Here is a 14,284-nt window from a genome sequence, read left to right on the forward strand (position 1 = left end):
ATACGACACTAGACCCGGATCTCACTCGAATGAGTAGCCAGCACTATTGCAGTCACCTGAAACAATCGCATAGGATGTCGCGCACGATCCGGGGGACGATTCCGCATCGATGCGGACCGGCACGGCAGCACTGCGCGTGCGTCACTCCCCCTTTCTCGCAAAGGAGCGAACCCAGTGAACACAGCATCCGCAGGCCGCACCCGACGGCGGCTCTGGGCGACGGCGGGCATCGCGACCGTCTCAGCCCTCCTCCTCGTCGGCTGCTCTTCAGGAAGCACGGCGTCACCCACGAAGGGCGCGACGTCACCATCCGCCGCCAGCTCCGACCTCGAACAGCAGGTCGCGGACTTCATGAAGGCAGGAGACTCCTACCCCGTACCCACTGAGGCCGTATCGAACCCGACGGCATTGAAGGGGAAGACCGTCTTCTACATCCCGATCACGGCACAGGCGCCGAAATTCGCCATCGTCCAGGCGGGCCTCAAGGACGCGCTGACCATTCTCGGCGCGAAACTGCAGGCATGCGACGGCGGGGGCACCCCCACCACGATCAGCGCCTGCATCAACCAGGCCGTCGCGGCGCATGCCGCCGCGATCGTCTCCGACGCGATCTACTACGACCTCGCCGCGAATGCCTTCGACAAGGCCCAGGCCGCCGGCATCTCGGTACTGAACACGAACCAGGGACCCGCCGACGGCCACCCTGCATCCGACACCCTCAGCTACGCGGTCGAAGCCGGCGACGGCGGCGCGACGGCTCTCGCCGCATGGGTCGCCCTTGATTCCGAGGGGAAGGGCACGGTCCTCGCGAACGTGAGCGTCGACGGCCCGGCACCGAAGCGCTACTTTGCCGGAGGGCAGAAGCTCCTGGGTCAGGAATGCCCAGGATGCACCGTGGTGATCAACGAGATCACCGCGTCGAACTTCTCGCAGATCCCCTCGTCGACGAGTTCGGCGCTGCTGAAGAATCCCGACACCGGATACGTCTGGTCGCAGTTCGAGCAGTACCTGCAGGTCACACAGGCCGGGGCGCAGCAGGCGGGCCGCGCCACCGACACCAAGGGGCTCACCGGCGCGACGACTCTGGGTGGCCTGAAGCAGCTGGCGGCGAAGAACTTCCTGTACGCAGCCGTCGCCGACGCCTCGACCTTCAACGGGTGGATCGACGCCGACGCCGCGCTGCGCATGGTCGCGGGTGACGCGATCCCCGAGTACACCATCCCCGAGCGACTGTTCACCCGTGACAACATCGGCGACATCACGCTGACCGACGACGCACAGGCCTCCGGTGAGTGGTTCGGCCCGACGGACTTCCCGGACCGGTTCGCGACGCTCTGGCAGGCCGACTGACCGACTCCACAGGACGGGATCGCAGGTGCTGCGCCTGCGATCCCGTCCTTCATGCGCGGTCTTCTCGCTTTCTAAGTCGTCTGCTATTCTTTCAGTCATCTGAAACTCGAGGATGAGGAGATGAGGCGACGATGTCCATGACGATCACTGCACCGCGAGCGACGAGGCAGCCGGCGGATCCACAGCACGACGACGCCGTACTGCTCGTGGAAGGCGACGATCGGCCCGGGCTGGTCCACGCGGTATCGGGCGCGCTCACCGACAGGGGAGCCAACATCATCTCGCTCGACCAGTACACCGACCACGTCGCGGACCGATTCTTCCAACGCGCCGTCTTCCATCTCGACGAGCTCGCCGCCGAGCGTCCGGCGGTGGAGCAGTCGTTGCACACCGCACTCGACGGGCTCGGGCTGGCCTGGCATCTCCACGAGCGATCCGCAGTCAAGCGCGTGGCGATCCTCGCGTCGACCAGCGACCATTGCCTGCTCGACCTGCTCTGGCGACAGCGCCGGGGAGAAATCCCGATGACGATCTCCATGGTCGTCTCCAACCATTCGACGACGGCCGAAGACGTGCGATTCTTCGGCATCCCGTTCTTCCACGTCCCCTCGTCCGGCCCCGACAAGTCGGCCGCCGAGCACCGCATCGTCGACCTGCTCGCCGGGAACGTCGATCTCATCGTGCTCGCGCGCTACATGCAGATCCTCTCGCCGGACTTCCTCGAACGCGTCGGGGTGCCGGTGATCAACATCCACCACTCCTTCCTCCCCGCTTTCATCGGCGCGGGACCGTATCGCAAGGCGAAGGAGCGCGGCGTAAAACTCATCGGCGCCACGGCCCACTACGTGACGACCGACTTGGACGAGGGCCCGATCATCGAGCAGGACGTCGTCCGCGTTACCCACGCGGACACCGCCGCCGACCTGCAACGTCGCGGCGCCGACGTCGAACGTGCCGTGCTCGCCCGTGCCGTCACCTGGCACTGCGAAGACCGCATCATGCGCCACGGTCGAGAGACCGTCATCCTCTGACCCCTCGGAAAGGCATCTCATGACCACTCCCACCCGCACCGATCTGCTCACGGACTTCTCGCTGGAGATGACCGGCAAAGATGTCGATGATCTGCAGGCCGCGGTCCCGGTCCTCCCGTCGGGAACCCGCGTGAACGTGACGTTCCTCGGCAACGAAGACCTCGCCATGCGCACGACCGCCGCTCGAGCCGTACGCATGGCCGGGCTCTCCCCCGTCCCCCATATCTCCGCCCGTCGCCTGCACGACCGCGGCGAACTCGACACCTATCTGGCGGCGTTGCGGGACGTGGATGCCACCTCCGCCGTCTTCTGCGTGGGCGGCGACCCTGCGACCCCCGCGGGCCCGTACCCCGACTCCGAGGCCGTCATCCGCACGGGCGTGCTGGCTGAGTACGGCGTGCGGCACGTGAGCATCGCGGGATATCCGGAAGGACACCCCGACATCTCCGGCGACGTGCTCTGGAATGCGCTGCGTGCCAAGGCCGCGGCACTGGCCGAGCAGGGGCTGGAGGGATCGATCATCACGCAGTTCACCTTCGACGAAGAGCCGGTCCTGCGGTGGATCGAGCAGGTGCGGGATGCCGGCATCCACCTCCCCATCCGGGTCGGCATCCCCGGCCCCGCAGGCGTGAAGCGGCTGCTGGGATTCGCCCGACGCTTCGGGATCGGTGCGAACGCAATGATCGTGAAGAAGTACGGATTCTCCCTGGCCAATCTCATCGGGACCGCCGGACCCGACCGGCTGATCGCAGCCCTCTTCGACGGCTATGACCCCGCCCGACACGGCGAGGTGCGTCTGCACTTCTATACCTTCGGCGGGCTCCACGCCACGGCGCAGTGGATCCACGACTTCCGCGACCGCTGACCACCGCATCCCCCCTCCCTCAGAAAGAGCATCCTCATGACCGCACCCACCCTCCAAGACGCGCTCGACCGCGCCGGTTCCCCCATGCGGCTGCTGTGGCAGCCGGACGCCGCCCCCTGGGATGTCCCCGTCGTCGCGCCCGAGTACTCGACCTGGCAGCGCGAGCAGGAGTCATGGCGTTCGTCCGCCGCGCTGTCGGACCTGTCGTTCCACATGTTCGACACGGTCTTCGAGGGCACGGACGCGACACAGTTGCTGCGCGATGTCAGCGCCAACGACTACGACCGGTTCGAGATCGGTCAGGCCAAACAGTTCGTTCCGGTCGCGTACGACGGCAACATCATCACCGACGGCATCCTGCTGCGCGAGGGACCCGAGCGCTACACGCTCACCGGCGTGCCCGCCGCGCAGAACTGGGTGAAGTTCCACGCCGAGACAGGCGGGTACGACGTGTCGTTCTCCACTGACCCCGATTCTTCGGTGCGCACCGACGGCGACCCGAGGCTGTTCCGGTTCCAACTGCAGGGACCCCGGGCCCTGGAGATCGTCGCGCGGGCGTTCGGCGGCCCGCTGCCGGAGACGAAGTTCTTCCACTCCGTCGTGGTCGAACTCGACGGGCGCACTGTGCGGGCTCTGCGCCACGGCATGTCCGGGCAGGCCGGCTACGAGTTCATCGGCGACTTCGCCGACTACGACGCCGTCAAAGACGCGCTGCTGCGCGCCGGTGAGCCTTCGGCACTGGCGCAGGTGGGCGGCATGGCGTACTTCACGAACGGCGTCGAGAGCGGATGGATCCCCACGCCGACACCGGCGATCTACACGGATCCGCGGCTGGCCGACTACCGGAAATGGCTCAGCGCCTTCTCCTACGAGGGCAAGAAGCCGTTGGCCGGCAGCTTCTACTCCGACGACATCACCGATTACTACCTGTCGCCATGGGAGCTCGGCTACGGCCGTTCCATCTCACTCGCACACGACTTCATCGGCCGGGAGGCTCTGGCCGGAGCACGCGATCTCGTGAGCAGGAAGAAAGTCACGCTCGAGTTCGACGCTGCCGACGTCGCCGCTGTCTTCGGCGAGGATCCCGGGTACGTGCGCACCTACGACCGGCACCGGATCCAGACGCCAGACGGAGCTCTCGTGGGCATGACGTTCTGGACCGCCGCGATCGCGCCGGTCGGCCGCATCCTGTCCCTCGCTCTCGTGGACGGCGCCGCGGCCATCCCAGGCACAGAAGTCGAGGTCATCTGGGGTGAGCACCCGGGGTACGGCACCACCCCCGACGCCGATCTCGGCCTGCCGAGCATTCGCGCCACGGTGCAGGTCTCGCCCTACAACGAGTACGCGCGCACCGCCTACCGCGCAGAAGCCACTGTGTAGCGTCAGGCGCGCTCTCCGGCAACGGGCCACATCGTGCCGGTGGGCACCTCAACGCCGTCGAATGTGGTCGTGAGGATCGTCAGCGCTTCGCGCAGCGCCGCCTGCTGTCGCGCGTCCAGCACCGCGTCGATCTCGGCGTTCACCGCAGCCACGCGCGTGCGTCCTTCGTCGGCACCGGCCCTGCCTGCGTCGGTCAGCTCATACCAGATGACACGTCTGTGGACGGGGTGCGGGACCCGGACGACCCATTCCTTCTTCTCGAGATGGTTGAGCGCGGTCGTCACGCTCTGCGGTGTGAGCCGGAACAATCGCGCAAGGTCGGATGCCGACATGTGCCCGAGCTCATCCAGGTGCACGCAGATGCCGAGCTGCGTGACGGTCACGCCCAGGTCTTGAATCCCGTTCACGATCCGCTGATGCAGCGCCTGGTTCGCCCGCCAGATGCGGTATGGCACTCCGCCCAACCATGCCGATGGCTCTTCCTGTGGCATCCTTCGCCCCTGTCATGTCACCTGTCTTCTGGAAACATCATCCACTATAGCGATAGTCCCAGAAGTCTGTCATAGTTACAGATAACTGATATTAGCGCCCTGCCCGCACTGCCGCGGCCTGGCCCGAAAGGACGACATGCCCACTCTCAATGACGTGATCGAAGCCGCCGGCGGTCCCCTGGCGCTGTTGCGCAGCGGCCGGAGCGGCTCGTTCATCTTCCCCGTGACCAGCGAGTTCAGCAATTGGCGCGACGAGCAGGAGTCGTGGCGCTCAAGCGCAGCGCTCATGGACCTGTCGCAGCACATGCCCGACCTCGTCGTGCAGGGGCCGGACGTGTTCCGCCTGCTCGAGCATCTGGGGGCGAACAGCTTCCGCGGCTTCGGGCCGATGAAGGCCAAGCAGCTGGTCGCGGTGGGGCCAGACGGCAACATGATCGGCGACGCCATCCTGTTCTGCCTCGGCGAGGATCTCGTACGCATCGTCGGCCGACCGCCGGCACTGAACTGGGTCCAGTTCCACGCGGAGACCGGCGACTGGAAAGTCGACACCCGCCGCGACGAGCGGGCGGTCATCGTGCCGCGCAAGCGCGAGTTCTACCGCTTGCAGTTGCAGGGACCCACCGCCGGAGAGATCTTTGAGAAGGTCAACGGCGGGCCCATGCCCGAGATCAAGTTCTTCCACATGGGGAGGTTCCGGATCGGACAGTACGAGACGACCGCACTCAACCACCGCATGTCCGGCTTCCCGGGGCTCGAGTTCTTCGGACCGTACGAAGACTTCGAGGGCGTCCGCGACACGTTGCTCGAAGCCGGAGCGGAGTTCGGCATCACGCAGATCGGCGGTCGTGCCTACGCGTCGGTCGCCACGGAGTCGGGGTGGATCGCGAACACCCTCCCCGCGATCTACTCACAGCCGGAACTCTCGGCGTTCCGTGACTGGCACAGCGGCAACTCCTTCGAGGGTCGGCTCGCCCTCGGCGGCAGCTTCGTCTCGGACCGCATCGAGGACTACTACGTCACTCCGTGGGATCTCGGCTACACGCACATCGCCAAGTTCGACCACGACTTCATCGGTCGCGACGCGCTCGAGGCGCGCATCGACGAGCCGCACCGGCACAAGGCATGGGTGGAGTGGGATCGGGATGACGTGGCCAAGATCTCCGCGAGCATGTACAACGAGGGCGACCGGCGGTTCAAATACCTCGACACTCCCATGGCCACGTACACAGCCTGCCAGTTCGACCGCGTCGAGAAGGCTGGCCGGCATGCCGGCAACATGAATCTGTCGATCTACTCCTCGAACACGCGGTCATTCATCTCCCTCGGATCGCTCGATGCCGACGCGCAGCCCGGTGACGACGTCGTGCTCACGTGGGGCGAGCCGAACGGCGGATCGAACAACCGCGCGATCGAACGACACACGCAGACCACGGTGCGTGCGAAGGTCATCGATCGGCCCTTCGGCGAGACCACGCAGGGGTCGGGGCATCATTGAGAGGGTTCCACGCGCACTTGAGGCGGCCGACGGCACACGAAGTGTCGTCGGCCGCCTCGAGTGCGGGGCCTGTCGTAGGCGCGCAGTCAGTCCTGCCGGTACGCCGTACGGGCGTACTCGTTGTACGGCGCGGGCCGCACCGTCGCCCGTAGCCGAGGGAAGCCGAGATCCGCATCCGGCGCCGTGCCGTGCCCGGGATGGCGTCCCCAGACGACCTCGACCGCGCTTCCGGGCTCTGCGACCGATTGGTCGACCAACGCGAGACCGAGAACCTTGTGCTCGGGATCGCTGTTGATCGTCTGGAACGTCAGCCCCACCAGTGCGCCGTCACTCTCGATGCGGTGACGGCCGTAGTCGTTGAGGTACCCCGGGTCGTCGCCGAACACCCGCGCGACGTCGTGGGCGTCGAACTCGAGGGTGACCTTCGTCCGGTGCGAGCCGTCCTTCGCTGCGCGAAGGGCGTCGCGCCCGATGAAGTCGTGGTTGAACGAGATCGAGCGACCGTAGCCGAGCTCCCACGGCGACGTGTAGAAGTCGGCGATGTCGTCGGAGAAGAAGCTGCCGTAGAGCGGGTTCTGCCCTTCGTACGAGTAGAGGCTGATCCGCGCGCGGTACTCGGCGAGACCAGGGTCGGTGTAGATGGCAGGTGTCGGGGTGGGGATCCAGCCGCTCTCGACGCCGTTGGTCGCGTACGCGAGTGCGCCGACGTGAACGATTCCGGATGCTGCACCCGCCGTGAGAAGCGCATCCTTGACACGATCGTGATCGGCGAAGCCCCCGATGAACTCGTACCCCGGCTGTCCGGCCATACCGTGCCGCAAGGCCCGGAACGACGCGCCGCCGAGCTCGACCGGAGTCGAATGGAAGAACTTCGTCTCCGGCAGCGGACCGCCGAAGGCGCGGTGCACGACGTCGAGCGCGAGCGGCCCCTGCACCTGAAGGCGGAACAGTCGCGGCGCCTCCGATGCGAATGAGCGATCGGGGTCGGTGACGTACTCCACGTCGTATCCGTCACGCTCGGCGTGGAACGTCACCCAATGCTGGGCGGCCTCGACGCCGCTGAGCACGTAGGATTCTTCCCCCTCTCTCAGGAGGATACCGTCGGTGACGATGTCGCCACCGGCCGTCACCGGAATGAACTGCTTCGCCTGTCCGATCGCGAAGGTGTCGATGTTGTTCGCGCTGACGTCACTGAGCAGCTGCGCCGCCCCGGAACCACGCAGGAACGTATCCGACATGTGATACGAGAGGTCGGAGATCGCGACGCCCTCGCGCCACGCCGCCTGCTCCTGCTTCCAGCCCGCATACTCCTCGTCGACGACGGGCGGCGTCCACGGGCCCGCCTCAGGTTTCCACAGCAGCTGGATCGGGGATCCCGCCTCATCGATCCCCTGCTGCAGGCTGACGAATTCCCATGACATGCCGAGCTCCTTCGCGCGTCATCAGTGTGTTGAAACAGTCTAAGCTGTCTGAAACTCGGCGTCCAGATGTACAGCCCGCGTCAGCGCACCCACACCGGCAGGTCGACGCGCGAGCCGTCCGGGCCATGGACGATCTCGTTGTGTGCCACGACCGTCTCGGTCGCCGTGAACGCCGCCTCGCCCGTGCCGGGGTTCCGCGCGTAGCGCGGGTGCGCACCCGAGCTGATCTGGATACCGACCTGGTGACCGGCCGCGAAGCGGTGGAACGCGGGCCACAACGGCACGTCGATCTCGCGTACGCCGTCGGCGTCCGGCGCCCCGGCGTCACCGCTGCCGACCGAGCCCACCCGGCGGATGCCGTCGCAGACGGTCATCGAGCGACCGTCCGGCGACACATCGGTGATGCGCACGAAGACGTCCACGCTGGGCGCGCTCGAGCGCAGGCGGATACGGGCGACCGGCTCACCCGCGATCTCGAGCGGGTCGGCCAGCGTCTCGGAGCGGAAGACCACGACGTCGTCGCGCTTCTCGTGCGCGGCGTTGTCCACGGGAGCGGTCTTGGGCAACAGGCTCGGCCCGCCCAGCGCAGGAGTGGGATGCTGCGGATCGTAGGTGTAGGGCGTCGTCCCGACAGACGGCGTGCCCGTCGATGCGATGCCGCCGGCGTGCAGAAACCAGCTCTGCGCCGCCGCTCCCGCCGGCGGCCACACCGGCAGGTCATGCCACTGCTCGGCGCCGGTCTGGAACGCGCGGACCGGCTCGGGTCGCGCCCACTCCTGCCCCGCGAAGACCTCTCTCAGAAACCCGACGGTGTCGTTGTGCGCGGGGGCCGCCATCGTCGGCGTGATGTGCCCCCAGGGGCCGAGCGTGAGGCGCGGGGCGTTCCCGGCTTCGACCAACCGGCGATAGTTGCGCAGCTGCCAGGGCAGGAAGATGTCATACCAGCCGCTGAGCATGAACACCGGGGCCGTGACGTCGGGCACCGAGGGCTCGTGGTTCTGCTGGGTCCAGTATTCGTCGGTCAGTCTCTCGTGCCGTACCCAGTCCTGGTACCAGTGCACGCTCTCACCGGATGCCGCAAGGTCGCCGCCCGACAGCGGCAGCACATCGAACGCCTTCTCGAGCCGGCGGTCGGGCAGCAGCATCCCGAGCATCATCAGACCGCCCTTGCGCATGCGCACCATCATTCGCGTCCAGCCCAGTGCGTTGCGCAGGGCGAACGCGTTGTTGTCCCACGTGATCGCACCGAAGTCGGGCATCGTGATGTGCAGCACGAGGGCGTCGGGAGCGTTGTCGGGGTCTTCCCGCAGGAGCTTGGCTGCGACCGCCCACTGCGTGTAGCCCATGTAGCTCTGACCGTAGGTGGCGAGCTTTCCGGTGAACCACTCCTGACGGTGGACCCACCGATGGGTCGCGATGCCGTCGCGCTGCTCGTCGATCTGCGGGGTGAAGACCCCCTCCGATCCGGCGGTGCCCCGGCAGCTCTGGAAGAAGACCGTGAATCCTTCATAGGCGAGCGTGCGCGCGGCGCCGCCCATCATGCCGCTGCGGCCGTACGGGCCGCGGATGAGGATCGTCGGCAGCGTGCCGTCGGCGCCGACGGGTCGGTACAGGTCGCCGAGCAGTTCCACGCCGTCGTCCATCGGCGTGCGCAGGTCACGGATGATCTCGATGTCGTGCGGGCCGAGGGTGACGCCCTTGCGCGAGCGCGCGTCGATCGCTCGTGTGATGCGCTGTTTCAGCGTGGTCATGCCGCCTCCTTGCGGGTGATGCCGCCACGATATCAGAAACGGAGGGACCTATTCCGTTTATGGATGCCACAGCCTAAGCTCGAGGCGTGTCCGATGCGTCCGAACCTCGTCGCCTGCGCCAGGATGCCGTGCGCAACCGCGCCGATGTCCTCGCCGCCGCCGAGCGGGTCTTCGCACGCCGCGGGCTGGAGGCGACGGTCGAAGACATCGCCGCCGAGGCCGGCGTCGGCGTCGGCACCGTGTACCGCCGATTCGGTTCGAAGTCCGAGCTGATCCAGACCCTGTACCGCGAACGCCTCGACCAGGTGCTCGAGCTCATCGACCACTGCGCGGCGCTGCCCACCGGCAGGCAGGCCCTGCACGCCGTGATGCGTGCCTTCGTCGACCTGCAGACTCTCAGCCGCGCGCAGCAGCAGCTGCTGTTCTCGACGGAGGCGCCCGACGCCGGCGTGCTGCGCACCGAGGTGGAACCACGACTGACGGCGATCATCGAGAGGGCCAAAGCCGAGGGCGCGGTGCGCGCCGACTTCGCCGCGACCGATGTGCCCGTGCTCACGCACGCCGTCACCGACGCCGCGACGCGTCTGCCCGACGGCGGCCGCGAGCTCGCCGTGCGCCACCTCGAGCTGCTGCTGAAGGGACTGGCGCCCGGCGAGGACGAGGTGCCGATCCCGCCGCCGCTGCCCGACGAGCGATTCGCCCAATGGCTGCAACCGGTGTAGCGCGAGGCTGTTCGCCTTTCGCGGAGACAGAGGAGTCCCCCATGACCACGCCACCCGTTCCCACACTGGCTCCGGTGTTCGACGTGCGCGTCACGCTCGAAGCTCCACTCGAGTTCGGCGCCACCAGCGCCGGCGGGCGCCGGATCATCCCGATCACCGGCGGAGAGATCACCGGCGCTCTGGAGGCCGAGATCCTGCCCGGCGGAGCCGACTGGCAGCGCGTGCGCGCCGACGGCAGCCTCGAGATCGACGGGCGCTACACGGCCCGAACCCGCGAGGGCGAGCTCGTGTATCTCTCAGTGCGCGGCCTGCGCACCGGCCCCGCCGAGGTGCTGGCCGCGCTCGGCCACGGCGAAGACGTCGACCCGGGCAACTACTACTTCCGCACGAGCGTGACGTTCGAGGCATCCACACCCCGACTGGCCTGGCTGCAGGACGCACTGTTCATCGCGTCGTGCATCCGCGAGGCGCGCGCCGTGCGCTACACCGCGTATCGGGTGAGCTGAGCGGCGTAGATCTCTCCGCCCGGGGCTCCCGTCGATGAAGGGACTCTCTCGTACGAACCTCTTTCTCCATGCGCGGCTTCGCGCAGGCGTGGCCCGATGCGGAGGCAATTGTGCAACGACCCGTTGCACAATCATTCTTGGGGGCAGACGTTCCGGTCAAGATGCGAGGTGCGACACCGATCGCTCGTCCGGCGCCAACCGGGTCACGGCAAGAGATCAAGCATCTGTGGTCGTGCATTCATCGCATGAATGACCATCTCATTGCCGCTGTCGAAGACCAGCACGACCGTTTCCAGCAGGCGTCCTTGCGTGTCGAATCCGATCCGCAGTTGGCGTGCCGGTGACTCGTCGTCAAGGTCCTCGATCCAGATGGGCCATGACGCAGCCTGGATCGCATCTTCGTCCGCCACACCATGCTTTCGGGCGGATTCGTGAACGATCACGCTGCGTATGCCGCCAGAGCATCGCGAATGAACTCCGAGCGGGTCTTGTTCTCGTGCGCCGCACGCGCGTCCAGCTGAGCGAGTTCCTCACTCGTCAACCGGAGGGCCACAACCTGTGACGGTTCAGCACCGCGTCCGGGACGGCCGCGGCCCCGCTTCTTGAGAGCCGCGACGTCGTATCCCGCTTCGGCCTCGGTTGCCCAGGCGGCGATCTGGTCCTCCGTGACCGGCACGCCGTCGATCGTCTCGTCCACACTCATACCGCTAATCGTATTACGAAAAGGACGGCGATGGGCGCGAATTGCCTACAACACCTCAGCGAGCTCGGTGGCCTCGCGGATCGCGCGCTTCGCGTCGAGTTCGGCGGCGACGTGCGCTCCGCCCACGATGTGCGCCGTCACTCCGAGGGCGGCGAGCTCGTCGGCAAGGGAGCGATTCGGCTCCTGCCCTGCGCAGATCACGATCGTCGAGGTGGCGACGGTCTCATCCGCCCCGTCCACGGTGATGTGCAGGCCCTCATCGTCGATGCGCCGGTACTCGGCACCGGCGACCATCCTGACCTGCTTCTGCGCAAGCTCGGCGCGATGGATCCAGCCGGTCGTGAGGCCGAGCCCGGCACCGAGCTTCGAGGCTCTGCGCTGCAGCAGCGTGACGCGCCGCGACGGCGGCGTGGTGGTCGGCCGCACCAGCGCGCCCGGCGCGGCGAACAGCGGGTCTACGCCCCACTGCGCGAAGAACTCCTCCGCGCTCTCGCTCGGCGCGTGCGTGAGGAACGTCGCCACATCGAACCCGATGCCGCCCGCGCCGATGATCGCCACGTCATCGCCTGGCACCACATCGCCGCGCAGCACATCGAGGTAGCCGACGACGCTCGGGTGGTCGATGCCTTCGATCTCGGGCGTGCGCGGCGTAATGCCGGTGGCGACGACCACCTCATCCCACCCCTGCACGTCGACGGCCCGAACCCGCGTGCTCAGGCGCACGTCGACCCCGAGTTCATCGAGCTCGGTGCGGAAGTACCGCAGCGTCTGCGCGAACTCCTCCTTGCCGGGAATGCGCCGGGCCACATCGAATTGGCCACCGAGCACCGGTGCCGCATCGAACAGGGTCACCTCGTGCCCGCGACGAGCCGCGGACGTCGCGGCGGCCATGCCCGCCGGCCCTGCACCGACGACTGCGACGCGTCGCGATCGCGTGGTCGGGATGCCGAGAAGAATCGTCTCGCGCGCAGCACGGGGCTTGACCAGGCAGCTTGTGAGCTTGCCCGCGAGAGTGTGGTCGATGCACGCCTGGTTGCAGGCGATGCAGGTGTTGATGCGATCCGCCCGCCCCTGCCGCGCCTTCTGCACGAACGCGGGGTCGGCCAGCAGCGGCCGTGCCATCGACACGAGGTCGGCGGCCCCCTCAGCGAGCAGTCGCTCTGCAACCTCGGGGTCGTTCACACGGTTGCTGACGGCGACGGGGATGCCCACGGCATCCATCACCTTCCTCGTCGCATCGGCGAACGCCGCCCGCGGCACCATCGTGGCGATCGTCGGCACCCGCGACTCGTGCCAGCCGATGCCGGTGTTGATGAGGGATGCCCCGACCCCCTCGATCTGCCGTGCAAGGCGGATCGTCTCGTCGATGTTGGCGCCATCGGGCACGAGATCGAGCACCGACAGACGGTAGAGCACGAGCGGGTCATCCCCGATGCGCTCGCGCGTACGCGTGACGACCTCGATCGGGAACCGCATCCGCCGCTCGGCGTCGCCGCCCCAATCGTCGTCGCGCTGATTCGTGTGCGCGGCGGTGAACTCGTTGATGAGGTAGCCTTCGCTGCCCATGATCTCGACGCCGTCGTATCCGGCATCCATCGCCAATTCGGCCGCGTGGGCGAAATCCTCGACCGTCTGCTCGACCTCGTCGCCTGTCAGCGCGCGGGGCAGCAGCGGGTTGATCGGCGCCATGATCGCACTCGGCGCGACGAGGTCCGCGTGCTTGGCGTAGCGACCGAAGTGCAGCAGCTGCACGACGATGAGCCCGCCCTCGGCGTGCACGGCGTCGGTGATCAACCGGTGCCGCGCGACGTCGTCATCGGTGGCGAGTACGGCACCCTGGTCGACGGGGCGCCCGGCATGGTTCGGCGAGATACCGCCGGTCACGATGAGTCCGACCTCGCCGCGAGCACGCTCGGCGTAGAACGCGGCTATGCGCTCGAAGCCATCGGGCTCCTCTTCGAGACCCAGGTGCATCGACCCCATGATCACGCGGTTGGGCAGTGTGACGGCGCCGACCTGCAGCAGGCTGAGCAGGTGCGGATAGGCTGGCGCCTGCAGCTCGGCGACGGTCCCGCCGCGCGCGGGAACGGTCACGATCCCACGGCGGGACGGTTGACGGCGACGACCTCGGAACGGGCGCCCATCGCCTCGGCGAGCGCCCGCAGGCCGGAGAGCGGGCGCACCATGACCATCAGCTCGTCGATGAGCCCTTCCTCGTTGACGTGAATGAAGTCGCAGCCGGTGATGGCGCGGTCCCCCACCCGTGTTTCGAAGACGAGGGCGTGGTCCGCGCCGTCGGAGATGACCCGCGCGTAACGGAATTCCTCGAAGACCTGGATCACCGCCCCGAGGAGCGTCTTGGTCACATCGCGCCCGCGATACGGTTTGTGTGCGACCGGACTGCGGAAGACCACGTCGTCCGCGAGGGTGGCGGCGATCGCCTCGATGTCGCCCGCTTCGGCGGCCGATCTGAATGCGTCCATGGGGTGCCTCCTTGCACGTCCTTGAGCTCCGAACCTACACAACAAGTTGTATAGGTGCAAAGTTTCATTGTGCTGCTAGCGTGGGT

Annotated in this window: 14 protein-coding genes; 7 read left to right on the plus strand and 7 right to left on the minus strand. The window is 67.3% G+C overall.

Going from position 1 to position 14,284, the window contains the following annotated elements; all coding sequences use genetic code 11:
• Positions 1–174: 174 nt before the first annotated feature.
• From ABMQ42_RS16820 to ABMQ42_RS16835, 4 genes are all read left to right on the plus strand, one after another.
• Positions 175–1,350, plus strand: a complete 1,176-nt coding sequence (locus tag ABMQ42_RS16820) for a sugar ABC transporter substrate-binding protein (protein ID WP_349724154.1) — start codon at positions 175–177, stop codon at positions 1,348–1,350.
• A 137-nt stretch (positions 1,351–1,487) separates the two neighbouring features.
• On the plus strand, positions 1,488–2,381 hold the full coding sequence (gene purU / locus ABMQ42_RS16825; RefSeq protein ID WP_349724155.1) for a formyltetrahydrofolate deformylase: 894 nt from the start codon (positions 1,488–1,490) through the stop codon (positions 2,379–2,381).
• A gap of 19 nt (positions 2,382–2,400) precedes the next feature.
• Positions 2,401–3,246, plus strand: coding sequence for a methylenetetrahydrofolate reductase (locus ABMQ42_RS16830; RefSeq protein ID WP_349724156.1), 846 nt, complete (start codon positions 2,401–2,403; stop codon positions 3,244–3,246).
• Between the two features lie 36 nt (positions 3,247–3,282).
• Complete coding sequence (locus ABMQ42_RS16835) at positions 3,283–4,626, plus strand: aminomethyl transferase family protein (protein WP_349724157.1); 1,344 nt, start codon at positions 3,283–3,285, stop codon at positions 4,624–4,626.
• Between the two features lie 2 nt (positions 4,627–4,628).
• On the opposite strand, the gene ABMQ42_RS16840 is transcribed toward ABMQ42_RS16835, so the two are convergent.
• Positions 4,629–5,081, minus strand: a complete 453-nt coding sequence (locus tag ABMQ42_RS16840; RefSeq protein ID WP_349724158.1) for a MarR family winged helix-turn-helix transcriptional regulator — start codon at positions 5,079–5,081, stop codon at positions 4,629–4,631.
• 172 nt (positions 5,082–5,253) lie between these two features.
• Here ABMQ42_RS16840 and ABMQ42_RS16845 point away from each other — a divergent pair, with 172 nt between their 5' ends.
• The gene (locus tag ABMQ42_RS16845) at positions 5,254–6,612 is read left to right on the plus strand and encodes an aminomethyl transferase family protein (protein WP_349724159.1); all 1,359 of its coding nucleotides are present in this window, start codon (positions 5,254–5,256) and stop codon (positions 6,610–6,612) included.
• An 86-nt stretch (positions 6,613–6,698) separates the two neighbouring features.
• Here ABMQ42_RS16845 and ABMQ42_RS16850 read toward each other — a convergent pair whose 3' ends face one another.
• Positions 6,699–8,033, minus strand: a complete 1,335-nt coding sequence (locus ABMQ42_RS16850; RefSeq protein WP_349724160.1) for an aminomethyl transferase family protein — start codon at positions 8,031–8,033, stop codon at positions 6,699–6,701.
• Between the two features lie 80 nt (positions 8,034–8,113).
• Positions 8,114–9,784 (minus strand): CocE/NonD family hydrolase, encoded by a 1,671-nt coding sequence (locus tag ABMQ42_RS16855; protein WP_349724161.1) that lies wholly within the window; start codon positions 9,782–9,784, stop codon positions 8,114–8,116.
• Positions 9,785–9,870: 86 nt separating this feature from the next.
• On the opposite strand from ABMQ42_RS16855, the gene ABMQ42_RS16860 reads away from it, so the two are divergent.
• Both ABMQ42_RS16860 and ABMQ42_RS16865 read left to right on the plus strand, forming a co-directional pair.
• A complete protein-coding gene (locus ABMQ42_RS16860) occupies positions 9,871–10,506 on the plus strand; it encodes a TetR/AcrR family transcriptional regulator (protein ID WP_349724162.1) in 636 nt (211 codons plus the stop codon).
• Positions 10,507–10,547: 41 nt separating this feature from the next.
• The gene (locus tag ABMQ42_RS16865) at positions 10,548–11,012 is read left to right on the plus strand and encodes a DUF3237 domain-containing protein (protein WP_349724163.1); all 465 of its coding nucleotides are present in this window, start codon (positions 10,548–10,550) and stop codon (positions 11,010–11,012) included.
• A 203-nt stretch (positions 11,013–11,215) separates the two neighbouring features.
• On the opposite strand, the gene ABMQ42_RS16870 is transcribed toward ABMQ42_RS16865, so the two are convergent.
• From ABMQ42_RS16870 to ABMQ42_RS16885, 4 genes are read right to left on the minus strand one after another with little or no spacing between them, the layout of a single operon-like run.
• Positions 11,216–11,455, minus strand: coding sequence for a toxin (locus tag ABMQ42_RS16870; protein WP_349724164.1), 240 nt, complete (start codon positions 11,453–11,455; stop codon positions 11,216–11,218).
• Complete coding sequence (locus ABMQ42_RS16875; protein ID WP_349724165.1) at positions 11,452–11,715, minus strand: ribbon-helix-helix protein, CopG family; 264 nt, start codon at positions 11,713–11,715, stop codon at positions 11,452–11,454. Before ABMQ42_RS16875 ends, ABMQ42_RS16870 begins: the two co-directional genes overlap by 4 nt.
• Before the next feature lie 45 nt (positions 11,716–11,760).
• Positions 11,761–13,809, minus strand: coding sequence for an oxidoreductase (locus ABMQ42_RS16880; RefSeq protein WP_349724166.1), 2,049 nt, complete (start codon positions 13,807–13,809; stop codon positions 11,761–11,763).
• Complete coding sequence (locus tag ABMQ42_RS16885; protein WP_349724167.1) at positions 13,806–14,198, minus strand: nuclear transport factor 2 family protein; 393 nt, start codon at positions 14,196–14,198, stop codon at positions 13,806–13,808. Before ABMQ42_RS16885 ends, ABMQ42_RS16880 begins: the two co-directional genes overlap by 4 nt.
• Positions 14,199–14,284 lie beyond the last annotated feature (86 nt).

The sequence above is a fragment of the Microbacterium sp. KR10-403 genome (genome assembly GCF_040196215.1).
GTDB lineage: Bacteria > Actinomycetota > Actinomycetes > Actinomycetales > Microbacteriaceae > Microbacterium.